This window comes from Acinetobacter sp. WU_MDCI_Abxd143 (genome assembly GCF_025514195.1).
Lineage (GTDB): Bacteria > Pseudomonadota > Gammaproteobacteria > Pseudomonadales > Moraxellaceae > Acinetobacter > Acinetobacter pittii_H.
The window spans coordinates 84,190-110,342 of record NZ_JAHPTH010000011.1; the positions used below are offsets into that span (position 1 = coordinate 84,190).

Annotated in this window: 23 protein-coding genes and 1 tRNA gene; 10 read left to right on the top strand and 14 right to left on the bottom strand. The window is 39.4% G+C overall.

Annotation, left to right across the window (positions count from 1 at the left end; translation table 11 throughout):
* Positions 1 to 26: 26 nt before the first annotated feature.
* Positions 27 to 590 (bottom strand): tetratricopeptide repeat protein, encoded by a 564-nt coding sequence (locus KTI79_RS16040; protein ID WP_086264756.1) that lies wholly within the window; start codon positions 588 to 590, stop codon positions 27 to 29.
* Between the two features lie 188 nt (positions 591 to 778).
* Positions 779 to 1,330 (bottom strand): TetR/AcrR family transcriptional regulator, encoded by a 552-nt coding sequence (locus KTI79_RS16045; RefSeq protein ID WP_086264755.1) that lies wholly within the window; start codon positions 1,328 to 1,330, stop codon positions 779 to 781.
* Positions 1,331 to 2,365: 1,035 nt separating this feature from the next.
* Between KTI79_RS16045 and KTI79_RS16050 the strand changes: the two genes are divergently transcribed.
* Both KTI79_RS16050 and KTI79_RS16055 read left to right on the top strand, forming a co-directional pair.
* Positions 2,366 to 3,268, top strand: coding sequence for a helix-turn-helix domain-containing protein (locus KTI79_RS16050; RefSeq protein WP_002052189.1), 903 nt, complete (start codon positions 2,366 to 2,368; stop codon positions 3,266 to 3,268).
* 111 nt (positions 3,269 to 3,379) lie between these two features.
* The gene (locus KTI79_RS16055) at positions 3,380 to 4,381 is read left to right on the top strand and encodes an aldo/keto reductase (protein WP_086264754.1); all 1,002 of its coding nucleotides are present in this window, start codon (positions 3,380 to 3,382) and stop codon (positions 4,379 to 4,381) included.
* 46 nt (positions 4,382 to 4,427) lie between these two features.
* Here the strand turns inward: KTI79_RS16055 and KTI79_RS16060 are convergent, their stop codons facing one another.
* Positions 4,428 to 4,820 carry a hypothetical protein gene (locus KTI79_RS16060; protein WP_086264753.1) on the bottom strand — a complete coding sequence of 131 codons (393 nt, stop codon included), beginning with the start codon at positions 4,818 to 4,820 and terminating at the stop codon, positions 4,428 to 4,430.
* Between the two features lie 24 nt (positions 4,821 to 4,844).
* The gene (locus KTI79_RS16065) at positions 4,845 to 5,588 is read right to left on the bottom strand and encodes a hypothetical protein (protein ID WP_086264752.1); all 744 of its coding nucleotides are present in this window, start codon (positions 5,586 to 5,588) and stop codon (positions 4,845 to 4,847) included.
* A gap of 228 nt (positions 5,589 to 5,816) precedes the next feature.
* Between KTI79_RS16065 and KTI79_RS16070 the strand changes: the two genes are divergently transcribed.
* Positions 5,817 to 6,704, top strand: a complete 888-nt coding sequence (locus KTI79_RS16070) for a DMT family transporter (RefSeq protein WP_086264751.1) — start codon at positions 5,817 to 5,819, stop codon at positions 6,702 to 6,704.
* Positions 6,705 to 6,710: 6 nt separating this feature from the next.
* Here the strand turns inward: KTI79_RS16070 and KTI79_RS16075 are convergent, their stop codons facing one another.
* Complete coding sequence (locus KTI79_RS16075) at positions 6,711 to 7,622, bottom strand: LysR family transcriptional regulator (RefSeq protein WP_086264750.1); 912 nt, start codon at positions 7,620 to 7,622, stop codon at positions 6,711 to 6,713.
* Between the two features lie 137 nt (positions 7,623 to 7,759).
* On the opposite strand from KTI79_RS16075, the gene KTI79_RS16080 reads away from it, so the two are divergent.
* Together KTI79_RS16080 and KTI79_RS16085 are read left to right on the top strand one after the other, a co-directional pair.
* A complete protein-coding gene (locus KTI79_RS16080) occupies positions 7,760 to 9,004 on the top strand; it encodes an MFS transporter (RefSeq protein ID WP_086264749.1) in 1,245 nt (414 codons plus the stop codon).
* Between the two features lie 124 nt (positions 9,005 to 9,128).
* A tRNA-Thr gene (locus KTI79_RS16085) sits at positions 9,129 to 9,204 on the top strand.
* 641 nt (positions 9,205 to 9,845) lie between these two features.
* Here the strand turns inward: KTI79_RS16085 and KTI79_RS16090 are convergent.
* The 4 genes from KTI79_RS16090 to KTI79_RS16105 form a co-directional block, all read right to left on the bottom strand.
* Positions 9,846 to 10,268, bottom strand: a complete 423-nt coding sequence (locus KTI79_RS16090; RefSeq protein WP_002117390.1) for a GFA family protein — start codon at positions 10,266 to 10,268, stop codon at positions 9,846 to 9,848.
* Positions 10,269 to 10,276: 8 nt separating this feature from the next.
* Entirely contained in the window at positions 10,277 to 11,104 is an 828-nt protein-coding gene (locus KTI79_RS16095; RefSeq protein ID WP_086264748.1) for an SAM-dependent methyltransferase, read from the bottom strand.
* Positions 11,105 to 11,108: 4 nt separating this feature from the next.
* A complete protein-coding gene (locus KTI79_RS16100) occupies positions 11,109 to 12,407 on the bottom strand; it encodes an FAD-dependent oxidoreductase (RefSeq protein WP_050501297.1) in 1,299 nt (432 codons plus the stop codon).
* Positions 12,408 to 12,846: 439 nt separating this feature from the next.
* A complete protein-coding gene (locus tag KTI79_RS16105) occupies positions 12,847 to 13,719 on the bottom strand; it encodes a pirin family protein (protein WP_068564491.1) in 873 nt (290 codons plus the stop codon).
* 277 nt (positions 13,720 to 13,996) lie between these two features.
* On the opposite strand from KTI79_RS16105, the gene ycaC reads away from it, so the two are divergent.
* Positions 13,997 to 14,623 carry an isochorismate family cysteine hydrolase YcaC gene (gene ycaC / locus KTI79_RS16110; protein ID WP_002052204.1) on the top strand — a complete coding sequence of 209 codons (627 nt, stop codon included), beginning with the start codon at positions 13,997 to 13,999 and terminating at the stop codon, positions 14,621 to 14,623.
* A 20-nt stretch (positions 14,624 to 14,643) separates the two neighbouring features.
* A complete protein-coding gene (locus KTI79_RS16115) occupies positions 14,644 to 15,618 on the top strand; it encodes a LysR substrate-binding domain-containing protein (protein WP_086264746.1) in 975 nt (324 codons plus the stop codon).
* Between the two features lie 104 nt (positions 15,619 to 15,722).
* Here the strand turns inward: KTI79_RS16115 and KTI79_RS16120 are convergent, their stop codons facing one another.
* Both KTI79_RS16120 and gabT read right to left on the bottom strand, forming a co-directional pair.
* Positions 15,723 to 17,171: an NAD-dependent succinate-semialdehyde dehydrogenase gene (locus KTI79_RS16120; RefSeq protein WP_000615686.1), complete on the bottom strand. Its 1,449-nt coding sequence runs from the start codon at positions 17,169 to 17,171 to the stop codon at positions 15,723 to 15,725.
* Positions 17,168 to 18,460, bottom strand: coding sequence for a 4-aminobutyrate--2-oxoglutarate transaminase (gene gabT / locus KTI79_RS16125; RefSeq protein WP_002117401.1), 1,293 nt, complete (start codon positions 18,458 to 18,460; stop codon positions 17,168 to 17,170). Before gabT ends, KTI79_RS16120 begins: the two co-directional genes overlap by 4 nt.
* A 156-nt stretch (positions 18,461 to 18,616) precedes the next feature.
* Here gabT and KTI79_RS16130 point away from each other — a divergent pair, with 156 nt between their 5' ends.
* A complete protein-coding gene (locus KTI79_RS16130; RefSeq protein ID WP_199964055.1) occupies positions 18,617 to 20,116 on the top strand; it encodes a PLP-dependent aminotransferase family protein in 1,500 nt (499 codons plus the stop codon).
* Positions 20,117 to 20,181: 65 nt separating this feature from the next.
* Here KTI79_RS16130 and KTI79_RS16135 read toward each other — a convergent pair whose 3' ends face one another.
* Complete coding sequence (locus tag KTI79_RS16135) at positions 20,182 to 21,624, bottom strand: amino acid permease (protein WP_086264744.1); 1,443 nt, start codon at positions 21,622 to 21,624, stop codon at positions 20,182 to 20,184.
* Positions 21,625 to 21,929: 305 nt separating this feature from the next.
* Positions 21,930 to 22,478 (bottom strand): helix-turn-helix domain-containing protein, encoded by a 549-nt coding sequence (locus KTI79_RS16140; protein ID WP_002117406.1) that lies wholly within the window; start codon positions 22,476 to 22,478, stop codon positions 21,930 to 21,932.
* A gap of 68 nt (positions 22,479 to 22,546) precedes the next feature.
* On the opposite strand from KTI79_RS16140, the gene KTI79_RS16145 reads away from it, so the two are divergent.
* Together KTI79_RS16145 and KTI79_RS16150 are read left to right on the top strand one after the other, a co-directional pair.
* Positions 22,547 to 23,242, top strand: coding sequence for an AzlC family ABC transporter permease (locus tag KTI79_RS16145; RefSeq protein ID WP_086264743.1), 696 nt, complete (start codon positions 22,547 to 22,549; stop codon positions 23,240 to 23,242).
* Positions 23,239 to 23,562, top strand: coding sequence for an AzlD domain-containing protein (locus KTI79_RS16150; protein WP_002117414.1), 324 nt, complete (start codon positions 23,239 to 23,241; stop codon positions 23,560 to 23,562). Before KTI79_RS16145 ends, KTI79_RS16150 begins: the two co-directional genes overlap by 4 nt.
* A 297-nt stretch (positions 23,563 to 23,859) precedes the next feature.
* On the opposite strand, the gene KTI79_RS16155 is transcribed toward KTI79_RS16150, so the two are convergent.
* Positions 23,860 to 26,073 (bottom strand): AAA family ATPase, encoded by a 2,214-nt coding sequence (locus tag KTI79_RS16155; RefSeq protein WP_086376053.1) that lies wholly within the window; start codon positions 26,071 to 26,073, stop codon positions 23,860 to 23,862.
* Positions 26,074 to 26,153: the final 80 nt, after the last annotated feature.

The window sequence follows — 26,153 nt, forward strand, 5'->3', positions numbered from 1 at the left end:
GGAACTCGATATAAAATATAAAACTATTAAATCTTTCCTTTCTCACTCCAAAATTTTGCAGTCTCTAAATTTTTCTCTACGCCCAATCCATATTTATACATAAAGGCAATATCTCTCATAGCCTCTTTATTACCAAGAGCAGCAGCTTTTTTACGTAGCTCTAAGGCTTTTTTAGTATCCTTCTCAACTCCGTCACCGTTACTATATAAGTTAGCTAAACCAACCATACAATCTGCATCATTTAGTTGAGTTCCTTTGGAAAACCACTTAAAAGCTTTTTTATAATGTTCATCAGCATCTGTTGGATCCATATCTCCAACAAGACCAGCGTAAGTCGCATATCCCTCACCGAGCCATTGCATTGCTTTTACATTACCGCTTTCGGCTGATTTAGTTGCCCAGTATTCCGCTTGAGTTTCATTCTCTTCGATACCCCATCCATATATATAAACATCTGCTAACTCTAGTTGAGCTGATGTATCGCCATTTGTAGCTCTCTTTAATAGGTCATCTGAGAACATTGGATTAGCAAATAAATTCATTGAAAACATTAGTCCTATAGTAATGAAAAGAATTTTGAAGTTATTCATGTCTAACCTTAAATAAAATAGTTTTTTCTAACCTTTATAATTAATCAATAATATATGAGAGCTATTTAAATTTAATGAATTAAATAATAACCTCTCGTATAGCGAAAATATTTATCTTTAATCTGTTTGCTATTTAAAATTTCTTTTTAATTACGCTAAAGCCCAACTCCCGTCGGGCCTTCCCTCCATCAAACCCGCCTTAAAAAATACTCAAGCAATGTATCTCTGTCCTTTGCCTGATCTGAACATAAAAGTCCAAAAATCGCGCCATCAATCATAAATACAAAAATATCAGACTCTTCATATGTGGCTCTTTTTTTAGATTCCCTCAGTACCCAAAAAATTTCATTTTTAAGCCAGCGCCTATATCTGAGTGCAGTTTGATAGGCATTTGGATAAAGCTTTTTAATTTCAAAAATCGCTTTAAACAAAAGGTAATAGGCACCTTTTAGGTCAGCATGTAAAAGGTAAATTTGCCTGAGTTGATGAACCAAATCTGGATATTGGCGAGCCTCGCTTACCGCCCGCACTTTTTCTTTTAACTGTTCCTTTTGAACCAACAAACACATTTCAATCAGTCTTTCTTTGGAGTGAAAGTAGTTGTAAAAGGTGGCTTTAGTCATTTTGGCCTCGCGAACAATTCGGTCCACCCCGACCTTGTTGAAGCCATGTTGTTTAAATAACTCTGCTGCTGTGTATAGCGCTCGCGTCGCTCGAAAGGAAGCTTCTAAATTTTTCATGTATACCGTTTAAAATAATTTTTTGTTGTAAATAAAAGAGATAGGAATGCCGTCACTCTTAAATTGAGCGCTAAAAACAGGCATGCAAAAGCCGCACAAAAAGGTGTGCTCGCCTATCTCAGGTTTTATTGTTGCTATGATTTTTTAGTCGTAATGACCTATGGCTTAAAACCTAGAGTCGGTTAAACCGTTTTAAAGACCAGTTGGGTATAGAGTCAAAGATTTTGGCAATGGTTGCCAATGAGAGAGATGAAATAGTGCGCATGTGCGGACTCCTTGTGTGTAAAGGAGTTCTACCCGATCACTGTCAAATGATGGTGGTAGAACGAGAGAAGGTTGACAGACTGACACACAAGAATCAGCACGCACAAGGCGTCCCTCCCTCGCCCTACCGCTACGAAGGGGGACGAACGAGTTCGCCACCAAAAAGAGAACTTTTTGATGTCTTGTGTGTTATATCGATCTGTCAAAATCGACTGGCAATGTGGCCAGCAGGCAAAGGATAATCCGCGTGTTTTGGAGTGTCAATGTAAGGTTGAATAGAAATTGGTTAAATAATTATTGTTGTTTATTCAATTAGATATTTAAGCTAAAAAGACCTTCAACTTAAATTTAATGATATCATCATAATAGTAAAATTGGTGGCAGAACGAAAAGAGGTTAGCAGACTGGACACACAGAACCAGTACACTCGAAAGTGTCCCCTTATCGCTCTACCATAGAATGGTGGCAAAACGAAAGGGGTTAGCAGACTGGGTACAGCACCAGCACACTCGAAGGTGTCCCCTTATCGTTCTACCCTAGAGTAGTTTGCAGACAAAGAATAATTCTCAAGTTTTTAAGTGTCAACGCTCATATATTATTAATTTATAAAATATTTTTATTTCTATTGGCTCATTTTTTCATTGTTAATTTATCATTCATTTTCAAAACTGCTGAAATGACCTGATTGATCACGCTATAAATAAAAGCTACAGTAAATAAAGTTTGAATTTTATAACTTTAAATAAATTGATAACGCATGCAGGCAAAGACATGGAAACCATACATGATTTTTATCGCCGCTTTTCTTTAACCAGAGATAGCGATTACTCGGTTCCATCCACTTCGTTTGGTCATTTTAACGTGTTCCAACGCGATGCCTGCTCGTTCCTCACACCTTATAGCCGCCGTGATTATTATAAAATTTCACTGGTTTTAGGCACAGGTGAACTTCACTACGCCAACCGCTGGATACGAGTCGACCGCCCTGCTTTACTGTTTTCAAACCCAATGGTTCCCTATGCATGGGAAATTAATTCGCCTGAACAGGCAGGCTGGTTTTGTCTATTTACCGAAGAGTTTGTAAACCAAGAATCAAGACAAAGTTTTTTAAAAGACTCACCGCTGTTTAAAGTCGACGGCGACCCGCTGTATTTTTTAAATGATCAACAAGTTGAAGAAATTTCATTTATTTTCAAAAAGATGATGACTGAAATAAATTCAGACTATATTCATAAATACAACGTTTTAAGAAACTATTTGCACCTGATTGTGCATGAAGCCATGAAAATGCAACCGACCCAACAGTTTGAAAAACATAGCAATGCGGCGGTTCGGATTTGCCATTTATTCTTTGAATTATTAGAACGCCAGTTCCCCATCGACTCGCCCCATTTTCAGCTGAAACTCAAAACAGCAAATGACTATGCCTATGGTTTGTCGGTACATGTAAACCATTTAAACCGGGCTGTAAAAGAAGCCACAGGTAAAACCACCTCTGAACATATTAGCTCGCGCATTACGCAAGAAGCCAAAGCGCTGCTACAGCACACCAGTTGGAATATTTCCGAAATTGCCTATAGCTTAGGCTTTGAATATTCAGCGTATTTCACCAATTTCTTTAAGAAAAATACTGGCTTTTCACCTAAAAAATTCCGTGAAGACTGTGTGGCCTAAAAACAGATTGTTTGAATTTTATAATTATTGGTTTGAATGTTATACGTCAGTTTGAACCAAAGCATTTTATAGTTTTTCTACTCAAGTGATTTTGCAAAAAGAGTGTGAAAAATGAAATATAGAACTTTAGGACAAACAGGCGAAAAAGTATCAGCACTTGGTTTAGGTTGCATGGGAATGAGCTTTGCCTATGGTGCCTCAGATGACACACAAAGCATTGCAACTCTAGAAAAGGCATTAGACCTCGGCATTAACTTTTGGGACACTGCCGACATGTACGGCAACGGCGCAAATGAAGTTTTACTCTCAAAAGTTTTAGAAAAACACCGCGACAAAGTATTTTTGGCGACCAAATTTGGCTTTCGCTATAAAGAAGACAACCTTAACCCGAAAAACTCTTTAGAGTCTTATATCGACGGTTCTCCTGAGTGGATTAAAGTTGCGGTCGAAAACAGTTTAAGACGCTTAAATACAGACGTAATTGATTTGTATTATGCGCACCGCATAGACCCAAATGTTCCAGTTGAAGACACCATTGGCGCAATGGCTGACTTGGTCAAACAAGGTAAAGTTCGTTACCTAGGACTCAGTGAAGCGTCGGCTGAAACTATTCGTAAAGCAAATGCGATTCACCCAATTACAGCAGTTCAACATGAATATTCGCTACTTACCCGTGAGTTTGAGCAAACCCATTTGCAAACCATTCGCGAGTTAGGCATTAGCCTTGTGCCGTATTCACCGCTGTCACGTGGTTTAATCACCAATACGCTTGATGTGGGTAGCCTAGACGAAAACGATTTCCGTCGTCAATTGCCACGCTATCAAGGCGATAACTGGAAAAATAACCAAAGCTTGGCGCAAGCATTTAGCGACTTTGCTCAAAGCAAAAACACAACAGCGGCTCAACTGGCTTTGGCTTGGATTTTGGCGCAAGGTGACGACATTATTCCAATTCCGGGTACACGTAAAATCGAGCGACTTGTGGAAAATGCAGGTGCTGTAGACCTTCATTTAACAGCGGCAGATTTGGCAGAAATCGACGCGATTATTGCGAGATATCCAAACATGGGCGCACGCTATAACGCTCAGCAACTTGCTGCGGTAAATCATTAAAAACGAAGCTATAAAAAAAGTCCGACTCTGTGTCGGACTTTTTAATTTAATTTTTGCTATATGTGCCCTGCTGGCGTCCACCTTCCCAGATCGCATCTAAGGATTTATCCGAAATCGTTAGGCTTTCAGGGAAAATGCTTAAATCCTTTTTAAATTTAGCCTCTGGTTTTAAACCAATACAGTCTCCATTTTTCCACCATGTGCCTTCGGCATATTGATCTAAAGCGCCAACAGCGAGCATCCATTGAAACTTGCCGTCTGGTTGAAGTAAAAGTTCCGAACCCACTTCCATCACACCATTTAGATAATAGTGCCCACTCCAAGTTTGATCGGCCTTTTGGAATTTCACTTCTTTGCATGTGCTAGTTGGCTCTGCATAAATGTGAGCAGAAAAAATAACCGTCGAAAGAAGTAGTAAAGGCGCAAATATATTTTTCATTATTTAGTTCCTATATGTTTGGTCTTATTTCCCAGACTCAACTTTTAAATACGTTCCATCTGCATAGACGTTATGTCCAAAGCCACAACCCGACTCGCCTTCGCTTTGTTTAACTTGAATATAGTTACCTAATTTCGCGTTGGTTTTAAAGTCGAGCTGAATTCGGCAGTCTTCATTTTTATAAACCGTTTGCTTTTTATTAGTCGGCATTTTAGTGTCAAACTCACCCATATTTGGGCCATAGATCAAGCTTCGAAGTCCCATATATAAACCGGCATAGCTAACTGCATATTGGCCCTGCTTACGGCTTACCGTGATGTGATCCCACTCACCAAAACCAGAGTAACGGACGTACTCACCTGACAAATCATTTGATGCTTTAGGTGCAGGTAACTGTTTAAGATTAAACTGGCTAGATTTTGATTTTTCATCGAGCATAAACCATGCTCTCGCCCAAAGTGGCTGGCCTAATTTGGCATAGGCTAAGCCCACATTATTGTTGGCAACTTCAATATCTCGGTCGGTAAATTTAACTGTGGTTTCGTCTGCATTGGCTTTACAAAATGCTGTCCAAGAGGCTTGGTTCTGGAAATTTTCGAGCGCTTTTTTATATTGTTTTTGGTCGTAGTTTTTCTTACCTAAGCTCGCGTATTGCTTCACTTTATTACAGCCTTGTTGTAATTCTTGTTCAAAAGAAAATTCTGCATGCGTGACCGCCAAAGCCGAAAGTGTGAGAACCGCGCAACCTGAAATAATCGATTTAATCATTTTTAAAATTCTTTAATAATTAACTAATTATATAATATGAGTAAGCTCCATAAATCACAATTCTCTGAAACAAAAGTCTCTTAGAAGAGTTTATGTTTTTATAAAAATGGTTAAATCAATACAGAATAAATCATGGAAGGTGTTAAGTGTTAACTGATTATTTTAATTGAATATTCAACAAAAAAATAATGTAGACTGCATGTGTAAAACTTAGGAAGAATTATAAGAGTGAATAATTTAATTACTGGAACCCTATTTGCACTTTGTGCAGCGGCTTTAAATGCCTCTATTGGTGTGATTAGCAAATTACTCATGCACAGTGGTTTAAACCCACAAGACATTGCCTTTTTAAAAACCATTATCGCCTTTTTCTTTTTAAGCGTGTTTTTATTTAAAGTCCCTGTTAGCCAAAAGCTTGCTTTTATTAGCAGCACGCCAAGTAAACTCAGCGTTTTTACTCAAATTGCTATCTGTGCTTTTTTAGGGATTTTCTCTTTATTCTTTTTCGAAACCATTGCCTACAACCACGGTGCTGCGGCGAATGTTGTGGTGGTACTTATGGCTTCGGCTGCCATCTCTGCCCTATTTTTTGGTCGATTCATTTTAAAAGAAAGTATCTACATTCACTCTCTTATTGGAACATTATTGGCTGTCGCGGGGATTAGTATTATTTCGTGGAAAGGCGAAAATAGCCTTTTAATGCTCATCAACGCTTCTATTGCCGGTACGGGTTATGGCTTATTTTCGGTTTTAGTTAAAAAGTTCAAATTAAACGGTGGACTATTTCTGACTAAATACTTACTGCTGTTTGGTAGCGTTTATCTTGCGGTTCCGTTTTTAATTAATTTTCACACCATTACTTTTAATAGTGACATCATTTTAGGTTTAGTTGGCTTAGCTGTTCTGCCGACCATACTCGGCTTTTTCTGTACCACTAAAGCATTGTCTTATATGAGTGCGGCAAAGGTACAAGTAACCGAGCTTTCAGAACCGATTTTTGCAGCACTTATGGCTTGGGTTTTCATTCATGAACAGCCGACTTTATCGTTTTTATATGGTGCGATTTTTATTATTTTAGGCATCTTATTGATGAACAAAGCGCCGAAATCAAGCTAGTCGATTTTATTGATATTCCTCTGCATGGTGACAAGCGACTTGCACCACACTGGCAAAGTTAATCGCCATTTGTGAAGGGGCATGTTTTTTATAGGCAAGCCCTAAACCCACCGTAGGAACAGGCGCTTTCAAAGAGCGATAAGCCACACCCTGTATTTGCAATTGTTTGGTCGACTCGGGAACCAAAGATACCCCCAAATTTGCAGACACTAACGATAAAATCGACACAATTTGCGGAGCATTTTGTCCAATTTTCGGTTCAAAGCCACGCTCATGGCAGGCTTGTTTAATCGCATCGAAAAGCCCTGCGCTAATGGATGGTGGCGAGACAATAAAATCAAGCTCTCGTAGTGCCGTTAAATCAATTTCTTGTGATGAATCGTCCAGATTAAAAGACTCTGAAGGTAAAGCAGCAATGAGCGGCTCTGCTAATAATTCTTGAATAATTAAACTATCTGGAATATTTCGTGGTGAACGAATAATCGCGACATCTAAGCGGTCTTCAAGTAATAAATCGATGAGCAGTAAAGTGTTGGCTTCTTCAAGTTTTAAATTCACTTCCGGATATTGCTGCTGAAAATAACGAACGCATTTAGGAATTAAAGGGTTCAACATTGAAGTGCCTGTAAAGCCTAATCGCAATTGGCCCACTTCGCCATTTGCCACTTGTTTAACTAAGCTCGCTGCATCTTCTACACGCTGCTGTACAGGCTGAATCGCATTTAAAAAGGCAAGCCCTGCTTCGGTCAGCTCCACCCCATGTGGCGAACGAATAAATAAATCTGCACCTAGCTCTTCTTCTAAGTCTCGTATTTGCATGCTTAAAGGCGGCTGGCTCATGTTTAAACGTTGCGCAGCTTTGGTAAAGTTTTTTTCTTCTGCTACCGCTAAAAAGTAGCGTATATGCCTGAGTTCCATTGCTATATATAAAACATATCATGATCCATTGTTAAATATATTAGAAAAATACCTCTCAAATTGCTAATTTTAATTTATCGAATTTTCTCGATGCAGCATGCCTTTAGGCACTGCTCTTTTTCTGTCATGGTCATGATATGAACTCTTCATCTACACCCAGTACCTTAAACACTGAGGCAAAGTCTGTTCTTTCCCATGAGTGGATTCACAAAGGGACTAAAGCCTATAAACACGCAGGATTTGCTTTATTCCTCGTAGGTTTTGCCAGTTTCTCACTGATTTATTGTGTACAGCCACTCCTGCCCGCATTTAGCCAAAGCTTCCAGATTAGCCCTGCGAGTAGCTCTTTGGCACTGTCATTAACGACTGCCTTTTTAGCGATTTCGATTGTGCTATCAAGCGCCTTTTCACAAGCCCTTGGCCGTCGTGGTGTAATCTTTACGTCAATGCTGTGTGCAGCAATTCTTAATATTGTCTCTATGTTCACACCGAACTGGCACAGTTTATTGATGGCGCGCGCTTTAGAAGGTTTATTACTTGGTGGCGTACCCGCAGTGACGATGGCTTGGATTGCCGAAGAAATTGCGCCTGAGCACCTCGGTAAAACTATGGGTTTATATATTGCAGGTACGGCTTTTGGTGGCATGATGGGCCGTGTCGGTATGGGTATTTTGGTTGAATATTTTTCATGGCGCACCGCCTTAGGCTTACTTGGGACAATCTGTTTTGTTTGCTCAATTGCCTTTTTAAAATTACTTCCCACATCGCGTAATTTTGTGCAGAAAAAAGGGCTGAATTTAGACTTTCACATGCAAATGTGGCACGCTCATTTAAGCAATACAAAATTATTACGCCTATTTGCGATTGGTTTCTTGCTGACTAGTGTTTTTGTGACTTTGTTTAACTATGCCACTTTCCGTTTAAGCGGCGCGCCTTATTCACTCAGTCAGACACAAATTAGCCTTATTTTCTTGTCGTATAGCTTTGGCATGGTGTCTTCATCGTTGGCAGGTAGCTTAGCGGATCGCTTTGGTAAAAAAACCATGATGATGGGTGGTTTTGCCTTAATGATTGTAGGGAGCCTCATGACCCTACTCAGCTCGCTTTTCGGCATTATTATTGGTATTGCATTTATTACCACAGGTTTCTTTATTACCCACTCACTTACCAGTAGTTCTGTGGGCGCTGAAAGCAAACAAGCTAAAGCACATGCTAGTTCGCTCTACTTACTTTTTTACTATATGGGTTCAAGTATTGTCGGCTCGGCGGGCGGTTGGTTCTGGTTACACGGTGGCTGGGGTGCGATTGTCGGTTTAACCGTGGTCTTGTCTTTAATTGGAATATTTTTAGCGGTTTATACTTCACATGCCAAAGCACATTAATGTAGTAAAACCCTAACTTTTTTAGACCAAAATCTATGAACATTTAAAAATCATATGAAAAAATTTAAATGCTCATTTTTTGGCTTGTATTTTTTTTAAGAAACTGTAAAATTCACTCCACATCGCCGGCATAGCTCAGTTGGTAGAGCAACTGACTTGTAATCAGTAGGTCCACAGTTCGAATCCGTGTGCCGGCACCATCATTAAACCTCATGAATATTTGATTTATGGGGTTTTTTGTTGTCTGTAGATTTTACAATCTACCTTGTGACTCTATTGTCTTAGGTGGCAAATAAATTCGTTAATAAGAAATGAAAAAAGCCCAACATCCTGTTGGGCTTTTTTCGTATTTCGTTACTAGGTACACTTCCTGTAATACCTCACGTCCTGATGCTTAAACTTATTATTGTTGTTTTACGTTTCGGAACTTCCTGTTCCTGATGAGTTCATCATAGGCAATTCATCACGCCATAAAAAGACGCCAATTTCCCGAATATATGTACGAAAAAGCGTACATGATTCTTTTAAATTTAAAATTTGATTTATCTATCATGGAAATAAAAATATGAATTTATAAACAAGTTCTGTTCGTCAATTAAATAAGAAAACGATATAATGAGTTTATTACTTTATTTCTAAAATAAATTTAAAAATAACAAGGAACGAGATGTTTACTTTGCCATCAAATATTTTTCAGCCCTTAGTGATCATACTTGCATGCCTTATTATCCTTGTAAGTAAAATGCCGCAGCTAAAATATAGAAAAACCATATTATTTTTAGCTATTGGCAGTCTTACTTTAATGATTATTTTAGGAATATTTGGCTTTTTTTATTAAGCTTTATTTCTTGCTCTTCTCTATCATTTTTTCAAAGTGTTTAAGGTTTGGGTTCAGTGTATCCCATGCATAGGCTTGGCTCACAAACACCTCTGCTCTAGGCTGATAGAGACTCGGGTCATCCAAAGTACCTGCACGTATTGAAATCATTTCAGGCGCAATTTCAGGTAAGCCAAAAAGCTGAGAACCACACGTCGGGCAAAACGCTCTTTTAATAGGTCGGCCAGAAGATCCCAAAGTCTCAAAATATTTAAGTTCACCACTTACTTTCAATTCAGATTGGTGAAAAAAAGCGATTGGCGCATAGGCCGAACCTGTGGCCTTTTGGCAATCTCGACAGTGGCAATTAAAGCTATAGCGTGGCTCTGCTTCACTTTGGTAGCTCACAGCTCCACATAAACACGATCCTTGATATTTGGCTGACATAGCTCATCCTATTTTTTTATTGCTGTGGTTTGAATATAACGTACATATCCATTTTGGTAGAGTTGTTGGCATAACTTTGCAGTCATTTGAATTTTAAAATTTGCCAATCCTCGGCTTTGTTTTTGTCCTTGTTGATTTTGAATATATTGCGAAAAACCGAGTAATACTTGCTCAGATAAATCTTCAATTTGAATATCGACAAAACCTTGCTGCTCCAAGGTAGCTCTGAGCATTTTTTCATTTGGCACAGCATCCCAAGCGACATTTGCTGCTTTGAGTAAATAACGATGCTTTTGTTCTTGTAGAGCGGTCATGTTTTGACATGTGTCAGCACGCATTAGGTAGTGAAAACCTAATCGGCCTTTTGAATTCAAAACTGGCGCGATGGAATCTAGAAATGAATTTAAATGACTGTGATAAGCGGCATCAATACACATCACCACATCGAAGTATTGTTTAAATTCAAATTGTTTTAAATTTAAAAATGAACCACAGAAAATCTGGCTTATTTCGGGAATAAGCTTTTGAATTTTATGAACACATTGGGTTTGCAATTCAACTGCACTGAGGCTTTTAGGCTGATAATGCTGTAACAAGTGCAACAAACTTGCACCCTGTCCGCAGCCTAAATCTAAGAGATGATCTTTTGAATTTAAATTGACAGCTTGTGCCAAATGGTCAGCCAATTGGCGACAAGCTTCACGGTAGTTTTGGGTATTTTTCCAAAAACCCAAATTTGTCCAAGCAAGCTCTTCATCATCCCCTAAGCTTGATGCATCAATTGCATATTTATGGGGAATGAATCGAGAGAGAGCTGCTCGAACTTTTGTTTTCACAATTTTAGTAGCCGAGTTCTGGGGCAACTTCCACCTTAGGTTTTAAGCCTACAAATGGTAAAGGTGCACCTAAAATTTCAGCAATATGCATGGCAGAAGTAACTGCTGACTCTAAAATTGGCAAGCCATCACACGACCATGAACCACAGTAGAATACTTTACGGCTTGGGTCTAAATGACGTTGTTGCAATTCTTTGTTTAAAGCAACCGTTTGTGAGTCTACAACCGCACGCGTTAAAGTCACTTTTGAAATAACTTTTTTAGGGTCAATATCAACCACTGGACGCCAAGTTTGGAATACAGGATTTTTACCCACGAGTGTTGGTTCAACCGCATTCATCCAAACTGTAAATTGCTGACGCGTAAACTTACGGTCCATCATGTAGCTCAGCACTGACCAGTCTTTACGGCGTGGCGGCATGACGGTCGCATCGGTATGAATCACAAGATCACCTTGCTCAAAGCGGAATTGCTTAAGCAGGTTCATATCTTCTGCAAATTGTTCAGGATTTAAAAACTCATCGATTTTAGATGTTGGCGTTGCAACAATTACTCGATCAAATAAGTTCTGTTCGCCTTGGCTGTTTTCAACCAGTACTTTTTCGCCTTGTAATTCAACTTTCTTAATTGCCGATCCGCTATGGATATCGATGCCTTTAATCAAGCTATCTACAAATGCAGGTGTGCCACCTTTCATGCGCAATAACATGTCTCCATCAGTTAAGTGACGTAAAAACTCAAGTAAGTTTTTTGCAGGCCAATCACCAATTGTTTTTGGATTACACGTACAAATTGTATAGAGCACTGGCATAACCACACCGTGCCAGAATACTTCTTCAATATCGTTCTGATTAATAAATTCAGCGAGGGTAATATCTTGATTTTTAGATTTGAAAAACTGGTGAATCGCAGTTTTTAGTTGCAACATCCCTTTCACAAGACGCCAGCCATATTGCTGAATGCCTTTACGGTTATTAATAATCGGGAAATTACCAATACGGCTACGAGATGTCGTTAACCATGTTTCCGTACGATCTTCGAATAACCAGCTACATGACATATAAGTACGAACTGGGAAGGTTTTAATGCCTAAATGAGCAGCAAGGCTGAGTGTATTCTTCCACAGATGTGGATTCATCACACGTAGCGGTGCATCAATAATTCCACCATCGAACTCAATGCTATGGCTATCCATTCCCCGGCCAGGAAGTGCTTCAAATATCGTGATCGTATGCCCTGCATCTTTCAGAATTCTTGCTGCCGCAAGCCCTGCCATTCCACTGCCAATAATTGCGATATTCAAAATGATGTCCCATTTTTCGAGAATTTTTTTGATTATCACTCATACCCCAAAAAAACACCGTATTAAAAACTACCAGATTTTTATTTTTTGCATCAATTTATATAGAAAAAATTTAACAGATCCGCCCAAAAGTTTTTCATAAAATTTTACAAAAGAGGATGAGTGTATAAAAATCTATATTTTTTAAAAATTTAAAAAAAATCTTTTAAATAAAATAAGATAATTTAACTATATTTATATCATTTGTTTTACAACTATCTTTTTTTAAGATATCATTAGCCCATAATAATGAGAAGCAAATCACACAAAACAATGCCGAGAGAATAATGAAAACCATCATAAAAATAGAATCTTTACAGCGAAAAAGCCCGCTATTCACACTTGATAGCGGGCTTTTTATTACTTTGCTTTAATAGACAATTAAGCACAATTAAACAGTTTAACCTTCTTGCATGAGTGAACCGAATTTTCCACGATTAAAATCATTAATCGCTTCCATAATCTCGGCTTTGGTATTCATGACGAATGGACCATAACCTTCGATTGGTTCATTGAGTGGTTGGCCAGTCAACACCAAGAATTTAGTGTCTTCTTCAGCATTTAAGCTAAACTCAACACCCTCACGAGACAAAATCGCAACGGTTTTACCTTCAAGACGATTTGCATCATTAACCACAACCGCGCCATCTAATATCACAACAAGCGTGGTGTGACCTTCAGGTACATAGAGGGTATGTTTTTGGCCTTTAACCAATTTACCATCCCATACATTTAATGGACTAAATGTAGTTGCAGCACCTTTTGCATCTGCATATTCACCTGCAATAACCCGCAAATGACTACCTTCTTCGTCTAGTGCAATGTCTGGAATATCTTTAGCTTCAATCGCTTGGTATTTTCCAGGCGTCATTTTTGAATGAGCAGGTAAATTTACCCACAATTGCACCATTTCAAAAAGACCACCGTGCTCAGCAAATTCAGGAGAATGGAACTCTTCATGCAACACGCCTGCACCCGCAGTCATCCACTGTACATCACCAGTTTTAATGGTTCCGCCGCCGCCACTTGAGTCTTTATGGGTCACCTCACCTTGGTAGGCGATGGTCACTGTTTCAAAGCCACGATGAGGATGCGAACCTACGCCTTGCTGTTCAGTCGTTGGCGAGAATGTATAAGGCGCTGCATAATCGAGTAGCAAAAATGGGCTTAAGGTTTGGCCTAAACGGTCATAAGAGAATAGGTTATATACAGGGAAACCATCACCCACCCAATGCATGTGGTTATTTTGATATGCACCAAGAAATTTCTTCATCTGATCTCTCCTATATATGTAGGATTTTCTTGAACTGGTATTGATTTTACGCCTCAATAATTGCAGTTTATAGATCAGGATTAGCAACACATTATTTCATCTATGAGACAATCTAAGAATTTAATGTGCTCTTTTTAAGATCGTCCTATTTTTAAAATTCTTAATCCTATTTTTTAGACTTAATCACGACATAAAACTCAACTAGCATAATTTTAGGCAATAACGACCTACTCAATAATTTTTGATTATTTATTTTGATAACACGAGGACATAAAAAATGGCTCAAGATTACGTGCGTTTAGACAAGGATAATGCTGCGGTTCTTTTAGTTGACCACCAAGCAGGTTTGCTTTCTTTAGTTCGAGATATCGATCCAGATAAATTTAAAAACAATGTATTAGCACTTGCAGATGCTGCTAAATATTTTAATTTACCAACTATTCTTACCACTAGTTTTGAAAATGGTCCAAATGGTCCTTTAGTTCCAGAATTAAAAGAACTTTTCCCAGATGCACCATTTATTCCACGTCCTGGTCAAATCAATGCATGGGACAATGAAGACTTCGTAAAAGCGGTTAAAGCGACAGGTAAAAAACAACTGATTATTGCAGGGGTAGTGACTGAGGTTTGTGTGGCATTCCCAGCTTTATCTGCACTCGCTGAAGGCTTTGAAGTGTTTGTGATTACCGATGCTTCTGGTACTTTCAATGAATTAACACGTGATGCTGCCTGGGACCGTATGTCAAAAGCAGGTGCTCAGCTTATGACGTGGTTTGGTATGGCGTGTGAGTTACACCGCGACTGGCGTAATGATGTGGAAGGTCTAGGTGCATTGTTCTCAAATCATATCCCTGATTACCGCAACCTGATGACAAGCTATAGCTTTAATACCTCACAAAAATAAGTTCTATTGCCAAGATTAGAGTGCTTAAGCGCTCTAATCTTAAATTTAAATGGATTGATCGGACATTGATAAGCTCTTTTGATGATTTTTATTATTTCTATTTGGTCGTAAAACACGGCGGCTTTAGTGCGGCCAGTGATGCTGAAAATATTAGTAAATCTAAGCTCAGCCGACGCATTATTGACCTTGAAAATAAATTTAATGTCAGCCTGATTCAAAGAACAACACGCCATTTTAAAGTGACCGATTTAGGCCAAGAGTTTTATGAGGAATGCTGCAAAGTTATTACTCAAGTTGAATGTGCAGAAAACGTGTTATTAAAGCAAAAAAGTGAGCCTCAAGGTCTGGTAAAAGTAAGTTGCCCACCTTTAATGATGCATTTTCAAATTAGAAAAATTTTAAATCAGTTTTTAAAAACCTACCCCAAAGTTGAAATCGCACTCGAGCTAACCAGCCGTCGAGTAGATATCTTGCATGATGACATCGACCTCGCGATTCGTACCAATTTTGAACCCAATGAAGATTCGAATTTAATTGTTCGTGATGTGATTAAAACCGATCATTGTCTGGTGGCTTCGCCTGAATTACTTCAAGGTCGCATCATTGAACATTATTCTGAATTACAGGACTTTCCGAGTATTAGCTTAGGTACTCAAAAGCAAAATCCTATTTGGCATCTATGCAATATTCGTAATGGTGAAACTGTTGATGTGCCTTATCAACCACGAATCAAAAGTAATGATTTGGCTGGTGTGTATTATGCCGTCATGGATAGTTTAGGCATTGCCGACCTTCCTTTTTTGACCGTCGAATCTGAAATTCGTAAAGGTACGCTTATACATATTCTTCCTGACTGGAAGTCGAATATTGGTACACTGCAATTGGTTTATGTTTCGAGAAAAGGCCAACGTCTTGTGGTTGAAAAACTCATTGAAACGCTGATTGATGAACTCAGGCGTTTGCCTGAAAGTCGTGATGGCTATCTATCGACTTAAAATAAAAAACCGGTCATGAATGGGCATGACCGGTTTTTTGTGAAACATCACATACAGCATAACTGTATGTTTTCGTTCAGAACAAAACGAACTCGCTTTGTTCCTTACTCAGATAAGTCTACGCATAGGTATTTCATTTCGACATATTCTTCGATGCCGAATTTTGAACCTTCACGACCTAGACCTGACTGTTTTACGCCACCAAACGGAGCAACTTCGTTTGAAATCGCGCCCGTGTTAATGCCGACCATACCGTACTCAAGTGCTTCACCCACTCGCCATTGACGAGCTGTGCTTTGAGTAAATAAATAAGCAGCTAAACCAAACTCGGTATCGTTCGCCATTGCCACTGCTTCATCTTCAGTTTTAAAGCGGAATAGTGGTGCAAGCGGACCAAAAGTTTCTTCTTTAGACACTTTCATGTCTTGCGTTACGCCAGTTAAAACTGTTGGCTCAAAGAATGTGCCGCCAAGTGCCGAGCGTTGACCACCAATACGAACTGTTGCGCCTTTCTCAGTTGCATCTGCAATATGAGACTGAACTTTTGCAATCGCATCTTCATCAATTAAAGGCCCTTGAGTTGAACCTTCTTGACGGCCATCACCAACTTTAAGCTTAGACACGGCTTCAACCAAACGCTCTGCCAATGCATCATAAATACCGTCTTGAACATAAATACGGTTCGCACATACACAGGTTTGACCGCTGTTACGATATTTACTTGCCATAATGCCCTGAACAGCTTGTTCAAGATTGGCGTCATCAAATACCACAACTGGTGCATTACCACCGAGTTCAAGCGAAAGCTTTTTAATGGTTGGCGCACATTGTTGCATCAAGATACGGCCAACTTGAGTTGAACCTGTGAAGCTTAACTTACGAACAATATCGCTTTCACATAGGGTTTTACCCACTTCAACCGCATCACCACTAATGTTAATTAAAACATCAGCTGGTAAGCCTGCTTGTAATGCCAATACTTCAAGCGCATAGGCGGTTAACGGCGTTTGCTCTGCCGGTTTAACCAACATTGAACAACCCGCAGCAATCGCTGGACCTGCTTTACGCGTAATCATGGCCGCTGGGAAGTTCCACGGCGTAATTGCAGCAGTAACACCAATTGCTTGTTTAATCACAAGCAAACGTTGGTTTGGCAAGGTTGGTGTTAAAACTTCACCATCAATACGGCGAGCTTGCTCCGCAAACCAGCGAATGAATGATGCTGCATAACCAATTTCACCACGTGCTTCTGCTAATGGCTTACCTTGCTCAGCAGTTAAGATTTGAGCCAGATTTTCTTTGTGCTCAAGCATGAGGTTGTACCATGCCAATAGCACATCAGCACGAGCCAAGGCAGTTTGCTTTTTCCAAGCAGCCTGCGCTTTTGCTGAACGGTTAATTGCGGCTTCAACTCCTGCACGGTCATAGGTTTTTACCCATGCCAAAGTTTCACCTGTAGCAGCATCATTAACTTCGATATAGTCATTTGATGCAGGTGCTTCTAATGAAATATCAGGATGTTTTAATAAATACTGCAAATTATTTTGAATCATGCAGATTGCTCCATTGCTTTTGCACTACCTGCTTTTAGAGTTGCAAAACCTTGTTTCAAGATATCAAGGCCTTGACGGAATTGTTCAGCAGGAATGGTTAATGGATATAAGAAACGAATTACATTACCGTATTTACCACAAGTAAGAAGTAACAACCCGTTTTCCATTGCATAGTTTTGTACAACTTTTGCTTGTTCAGCTGTTTCAAGCTCTACTGCAACCATTGAACCCAATGCACGAATATCAGTTACTACATCGCCTGTTGCTTGCTGAATATCTTTAAGGGTAGCGACTAACTCTGCACCTAATTCATTTGCACGGTCGCATAGGTTTTCTTCTTCAATCGCATCAATAACCGCATGCGCAGCAGCAACCGCAATCGGACTACCTGCGTAAGTACCGCCTAATCCACCTGGATTTGGTGCATCCATCACTTCTGCACGGCCCACAACACCTGAAATAGGGAAACCACCGCCCAAGCTTTTCGCCATCGTGATGAGGTCTGCTTTAGTCTCGTAATAGTTCATTGCGAACAATTTACCAGTACGGGCAAAACCGGATTGCACTTCGTCAGCAACCAATAAAATACCGTGCTTGTCGCAAATTGAACGTAAACGTTTTAAGAACTCAGCTGGCACAACATTGAAACCGCCTTCACCTTGTACTGGCTCCAGCACAATTGCAGCAACATCATGTGGTGCAATGTCTTCACTGAAAATATCTTCAACGCTTTCAATTGCCGCGTCTACTGAAATACCTTTAGCAGGCACTGGGTAACGTGCATGGAAAACACCCGCTGGCATTACGCCGAAATCACGTTTGTAAGGAGCCGTTTTACCTGTCATTGCCATCGTCATAAATGAACGACCGTGGAAACCGTTACCGAAAGTAATAATGCCGTGACGACCTGTATAAGAACGCGCAATCTTCACCGCATTTTCAACTGCTTCTGCACCAGTTGTGAAAAAAGCTGACTTTGCAGGACCAGCAATTGGCGCGCGTTCATTAATACGCTCAGCTAAAGCGACATAGCTTTCATATGGTGTTACTTGATAGGCAGTGTGAGTAAATTTAGTAAGTTGCTCAGTTACTGCTGCAATCACTTTAGGGTGGCGATGGCCTGTATTTAAAACCGCGATACCACCAGCAAAGTCGATAAATTGGTTGCCTTCCTTGTCCCAAAGCGTGGCATTTTCAGCTTTTTCCGCATACCACTGACACATCACGCCTACACCACGTGGAGTTGCTTGCTGTTTACGTGCGTTAAGTGCAGAATGTTGATTATCCATTTGATTCCCTCATATTTTCATCATCAGTTGCAGCTTTGGTTTTTTGCATCCTGTGCTTAATTTTCAGGGTGCTTTACAACGACTGCCTATGCATGTAATTTCGCTCGTCTGATGCCAACTGACGAGAGCCACTTTTTAACTGTAGGAGAGAGCCAATTGCGTAGTTTACTTGGAGATCATTTGCTGCAACGACTCCAACAGGACACTGAAGGGAAACTACATCAACGCCTTTTCCGTTGCCTGCGTGGTGCGATTATTGATGGAGTCATCCAGCCCAAGACTCGTCTACCTGCGTCACGCGACTTAGCCAGTGAAATTCATGTTTCAAGAAATACCGTGCTTAGTGCCTATGAACAGCTACAAGCTGAAGGCTACTTAGAAGCCCGTACGGGGCACGGCACATGGGTTGCCGAAAAATTACCAGAGAGTTTTTTAAATACACAAAACAAGAAAAAAGTGGTTTCTAGCCCGAAAGTTCAAAGCTCTTATGCGCTGTCACAGCGTGGTTCTAACTTATTAGGCTATGCAGCAGCATCGCCACACCAATGGGGTGCTTTTGTGCCGGGAGCACCCGATGTGACCGAGTTCCCACATCATATTTTTAGTCGTATTCAAGCACGCTTAAGCCGCGAACCCGATATTAATCGCCTGATTTATAGCAATGCAGGTGGATGTATAGAGCTTCGAAGTGCATTGGCAGATTACTTACGTGTTGCGCGTTCAGTCCAGTGCGATGCTGACCAAATTATTATTACCGAAGGCATTCACCAAGCGATTGATTTAGTCTCACGTGCGCTCAGTGATATGGGAGATAAAATCTGGATTGAAGATCCTGCTTATTGGGGAATGCGTAATACATTGCGTATTAATGGTCTCGATATTCAGCCGATGCCTGTCGATGCTGAAGGCATTATTCCTGAGGAAAATCCGGCAAAGCCACCAAAACTTATTTTTGTCACGCCTTCACACCAATATCCTCTTGGCTCTCACTTAAGCCTAAACCGCCGACGTAAACTGATTGAGATTGCACGTCAGCATAATAGCTGGATTGTCGAGGATGACTATGACAGTGAGTTCCGTTTCTCGGGTCAGCCTTATCCATCTTTACAAGGTTTAGAAAATGATGCGCCTGTGCTGTACATGGGCACGTTTAGTAAAACTATTTATCCATCCTTAAGAATTGGCTATTTAGTCGTACCTAAGCCGTTATTTTCACCATTACGCATTGTGGCAGCCGAGCTTTATCGTGGTGGGCACTTGCTTGAGCAAAAAGCCCTAGCTGAATTTATTCGTGAAGGCCATTATGAAGCGCATATTCGCCGTATGCGCCTACTTTATGGCAAGCGCCGCGACTACTTGGTGAGCTTAATTCAACGTTATCTTGGCCCCGAATTTATTCATGAATATGACGAAGCAGCAGGATTACATCTGGTTTTAAAACTGCCAAACTCTTGCGATGATGTCGCGATTGCAGCCACAGCGCTTGAACGTGGTGTCAAAGTTCGTCCCTTATCTCAATACTACATGCAGTCGCATGCACATGCAGAGCGTGGTTTACTGATGGGCTTTGCTTGTGTAAATGAAAAAGATATGGTGATGGCTTTTGGCGTCTTGCTCCAATGCTTACGTGAAGCAGGCGTACCTACGCTAAATTAACTTCCCTCTGTTATTAAAACAAATAAAAAAGAGCCTGTTTGTAAGGCTCTTTTTTATTTAAAAATTTAAACTAACTTTTCTTCATGACTATGAGTTAAATGGGTCGCTCTACGATCTTTACCCCAACCCAGTTTTTCAGACAACAATCCGAAGAACACAATAATCCCAAACAGAGCTGTGGTGTAAATCACTTCTTTAAAATAGGTGCCTTCAATCAACATGGTAAGAATTGCACCAATAATTGCAAAAATCACCACGTAAGTTAGATAAGGGAACATCCACATTTTAAAGTCAATTTTCACGCCTTCAGCTTCTAACTTTTTACGCATACGAAGCTGAGAATAAGCAATAGTCAGGTAAACATACAGTGTTGCCGCGCCTGTTGTTAACATGAAAAAGTCATAAACATTCATACTCTCGGTTGCAGTTAAAACTACCGCAATCACAGAGAAGAAGCATGACACAATCACGCCTACCCATGGACTGCTTTTACTGTTTACAGAACCAAAACTTTTCGGTGCATCACCACGTTTAGCCAAAGAGAACAACATACGTGAACACGTATAAAGAGCTGAGTTAAAGCAACTACATACTGAGGTTAGAACCACAAAGTTTACGATATGGCGCGCCCCTGGAATACCAAGTGCAGACAGAGTCACGCTATAGGTTCCCCAAGTTGAATCTTTCAAAAGTTCATTGTTGTGAGGAATCAAACATACTGCAACAAACATAGAGCCTACGTAGAATAAAATAATTCGCCAAACCACCGAGTTCGATGCTTTACGAATTTCTTTCGATGGATTTGCCGACTCTGCTGCCGCTACCGTAACAATTTCAGCACCAATGTAGGCAAACATGACCCCAAGCAAGGCTGTAATAACGGATGAGCCGCCATTTGGCATAAAGCCTTGAGAGGTTAAATTACTCATACCAGAAGCAGCCGGATTACCCCAAGGCCACAAGTGCATGATGGCTAAACTACCAATCACAAGGAAAATAACAATCGCAATGACTTTGATGAGGGCGAACCAAAACTCAAATTCACCATAGTTTTTCACGTTTTGTAAATTAACAACAACCAGTGCGCCAATCACCACGACCATATAGACCCAGATCGGTATAAAGGGGAACCAATTGTTTAGAATTTTTCCTGCCACATAGGCTTCCCACCCCATGAGCATGGCCAGAGTACACCAGTACAACCAGCCAATTGAGAAACCTGCCCAACGGCCAATCGCACGGTCAGCATAAGTTGAAAAAGAGCCACTATCAGGGTTTAAAACGGCCATCTCGCCTAACATACGCATGATGAACCAAACGAGTAGACCACCTAAAGCGTAAGTTAAGAAAACTACAGGTCCGGTATTGTAAATAATACTGCCTGAGCCCACGAATAGAGAACCACCAATAACCCCTGCAATCGAGATCATGGTCAGGTGGCGTGATTTGAGTCCATGTTTTAAACTTTGGGAGTGATTGGCTTCAGAACCATTTTGATGAGCTGCCATATCATTTTCCTTAATATATGGAGGATATCGGCTAGTCTCGGAAATCCTCCGAAGCCAAAAAATATCCCCTAAAAATTTAGCCGTTCTGCCCAATTCCTAAAACAGTAAATTCACTGAGCTTATCCGGCGCTTCCGTATGCATACTTCCAATAGCTTTAATTTGTCGTTTCGGCACTCAAGAAACGAGAGCCATTTTTGTAATAAAAGAGAGAGCCAATTGCAAAATTTATACGCAAAATTGGCCCTTTTTGTAGGGGATGCTGGTAAATGGCTTTTAGTTTTTATTTTAATCAGATTGAATTTCTTTAGTTTTGTTCAGAAATTAATAATGCCTTTGTGCCTGTTTCCAAAGCTCTAAATATATGTTTCTGGTCAGCTGGATAACAAATATAGTCTCCAACACCAAGCTCAACAGCTTCATCAATTAAGCCCACCAAAGCTTTACCTTCAACCACAATAATATGCTCCACAGAGCCCACTGGATGTGGTTCTGAAAGACGATCTTCGCCTGGTTCAACAATTAGTAAATAAACATCTCGGCGCGCATGTGGCGGACAAGTCGCTAACAAAATTGCTTTGTAATTGGCAATCTCAGAACTCACTGTTGGCCCATCGCCACAGCGAATCACTTGTACCTGATTACTTGGTTCTTCCATCAAGCGTGCAAATGGAATATTCAGTGCAACACAAAGTGCCCATAAAGTTTCAATACTAGGATTACCTTGCCCTGCCTCTAATTGTGACAGTGTAGATTTAGCGACACCTGCACGACGAGCAACCTCTGCCAATGAAAGCCCTGCTCTTTGACGTTCACGCGTTAAACCTTTGGCAATAATTTCAATTGGCTGAGACATTCACCACATCCGTTCTATAAAAAAAACGATCGTTCGTTTTGACAAAACGATCAGACTTATTCATTATAATGGAAAATCGTTCGTTATATCATGCTATGTCCACATACTCTCTGATTAAAAAACTAAGTAAAGACACTACCCGCTCGATTTTCTTTGTGTGCCTAGCGACGAGTGTCGTCGGTATGTCTTTAGGTTCACTTGCTGCAAGTTATGGCTTAGCGCTCTGGATCCCGCTTTGCCTATCCGTTTTTGTGCTCGCAGGAACTGCCGAATTTATCTTTATTGGTTTCTTGGCTGTAGGTGGTAGCCCAATTGCAGCGGCAATTGCAGGACTACTCGTCAATTTAAGACATCTACCTTTTGGTATTGCAGTCAATGAACTAATACGAGGCAAATTCTCTCGATATTTTGGGGCACATATCATGAACGATGAAAGCGTTTTGTTTGGTATGGCACAGCCCAATTTTGAGACGAAAAAAGCTGCTTACTGGTTATGTGGTATAGGCATTATGCTCAGTTGGCCACTTGGTGTAACGGCGGGTTATTTTATTGGAAGTGCTATTCCAGACCCTAAAACATTTGGCTTAGATGCCATTTTCCCAGCGATTTTAATTGCACTTACTTTTAATGCTTTAAAGAATAAATCTACTCGAAAAGTTGCATTTGCCGGATCAACTTTAGCACTGATCACCACGCCCTTTTTGGCCTCAGGACTTCCAATTCTGATTTCACTTTTTGGCTTGATATTTGGTAGAAAGAAATGAGTCAACAATTACTAATTATTTTAGGTATCGGCTTACTAGCACTTGGAACCTATGGGATTCGTTTCGCTGGTTTTCATTTGGGTGCCAAGTTCTCTTTTTCTGAAAAATACCAAGTTTTACTCTCAAATGGTGCGACTGTTTTGCTCTGTGCGATTGCAGTGACGACAACATTTTTTGAAGGTCAACATTTTGCGGGGTTCGCGCGTATATTTGGTGTTGGCTTAGCACTGTTCTTGGTTTGGAAAAAAGTACCGCTGTTATTGGTGATTTGCTTGGCAGCTGCTGGCACGGCACTGATACGTTTGCTTGGAATTGAGTAATAAAAAAGGCGAGATAAACTCGCCTTTTTTGCAACTTTGATTAGAACGGATACAAACACTAAAAATAAAAAAATACTTATATTACAATAATTTAAAATATTATGTTGAGTATTTTGTCAAATTAATTTCTTTAAATTTAACATTTTTAAGTACTTCATATACAGAATCTCTGAATGTAATTTTTGATATTAATAAAACAGATTAAATTTTAAATGCATATTGGACACGGTTTATTCCTCGATGACAGATTGGTTGCCATACTTAGTATTTTGCATTAAAAACTATGACCGTTTCTAATCAAGACGTACTATCTGTTAAAGTACCTGTCATCATTTGATAATGCCCCATTTGACCAGACCTATTAAAAATCTCTTTAAAAACAGTTAAATATGATTCATTAGTTTGCTGTCCGTGGTTAATATACAAATCATCATGGATTGAGTGTGAACCATCATTGACCCATGCAAATAACGACTGACAAATTAGCTTCTCATTCCCTTCAAAAAGATCACAAATTTCATCTTTTTTCATACTACCCCACATAGTGAAATAGTTTTCAAGAATTCGACGTAATGTATTCTGAATAGTTAGGTTTGACTGATTATTGGTTTTAATATCTGACCAGAGTAGCTCATAGGCTGAACGAATAGGATTCTCAGAGCATTTTTCAATAGTAGAGCCGCTAGAATTTTTCTTGACCATCCAAAAGGTTTCATCGCCCATGATCTGATTCTGACTTCGTCTGTTATTAAAAGTAATTTCTTTATGAAAATAGACATTATGGGTCAAAACAAAAACTTGTTTAATCAAAGCATTATTAGTGCGAACATGATCAAATACACGCTTTATGAGGCTACTTACAATATAGAGAATATCACTATCTAAACTAGAAATAGGATCATCAAAGACTACAATTCTATTTTCGGTAATTCCTGATGAAGAATGGGAGCCTTTTATAAGTGAATAAAAATAGAGGAAAGTTATAAATGTCTTTTCTCCTTCACTCAAAGATCGGCTAGCATCATCTCCATTTGCTCGGCAAATTCTATAATGACCTTGTTCATCTACAGGGCTTATATAGAATGAGGTAAAGCCGAATGATTTGAGAAGATCGTTTATTTCATTTACTGTCGGTATTGTTGACGTAGCTTTCTTTTCAAATACTTTTAGTTGAGCTTCTAAATTGCTTAAAATTTCTCTTTTTTGTTTTAAGCTATTGTTCATTCCATTAATGGTAGATTCGAGTCTCGTCTTATTTTTTAAATAACTACTCAAGTCACTATCTAACTCATTTATAATGTATTTCCAAACTTGATTTGTAAGGTTTTGCTTTTCAGTCGAGAGGTTCTGGACAACTTGATTGTGGAGCATAATCTTTTGATTTACATCTTGGATCATACCTAAGATTTTACTAATAATAGGTTCTAATGGTTCTAGAGAAACTTTTAGGCTCGGTTCTGACAATTTCCTTTGTAAGATACCTTTGTTCCGCTCCAAACGCTCATTGAGTATTTGAGCTTCTGCTTGAAAAAGGTCTATTTCTAAAAAAGGTATATTTTGACTACTTATGAATTGAATTGCATTTAATACCATTTCAGATGTATCTAGATATTGACTAAATATTTGTTCAACAATGCCTATTTCCTGCTCATATGTTTCACTAAAAAATTTAAGTAATTCATCAGAAAGACTTGGCGAAGTTATTTGTTGGCAAAAAGGGCATTGGGGATAACTTTTTTCAAAATGTTTACGTCCATGTTTAACCCAATCACTATTACCTATAGTTTCTATAAGCTTAGAGATATTAACATCTTGATTACCAATAATTATTCTTTGCAAAATCGGGTTGTTTTCTACTTCGATAAGTGTAGCAGCATTAAAAACTGGAATAAAATTGTATCTTTCGACGTTACGTGAAAATATTGTTGAGGCTTTCTCTTTTAACTCTTCTAATGATAAAAGAATTGATTGATTGATTTGTTTTTCCAGTAGAACTTTATCTTTAAATCTTTCCGCACTATTTCTAAATCCAGTAAAAGCATCCTGAAAATACGAGTCATACTTTTGTTTTTTTTTCCAACATTTTGCTTGTATTTCAGGGTCTAATGCTGCTCTCTCAGCGACTTTACCACCTTGGCTGGCTTCACCATTAAGTTGAATATTTAACCTACGTATCTCATCCTTTACTTTATCGATTTGTGGACGTAATAAAGCAATTTGACGTTCTGCCTCAACTTGATCGTCACCTAGGGTAAAAACTCCTTTAACGGTATTTTCTTGATTGAAATTACGATCAATAAAATCTTTATTATAGACGAGAGTTTTTATTGGTTCTCCACCAAGCCATTGAAGTAAACAATGTGTGTAGCCTGATGATTGATCTATGATTCTACCAATTGTAGATTTTCCGGACCCATTTGCCCCAAATATAAAATTTATCTGCTTTAACCCATCTAATTGTGTTGGTACACTATAAGTAGCAACATTATTTATATAGACTCCAGTAAGCATAGATTTCCCTATTTTTAATTTGCACGATTTAAAATTTATTTTTTTAGATTATATAGTTACATACAAATATCATCTACTAA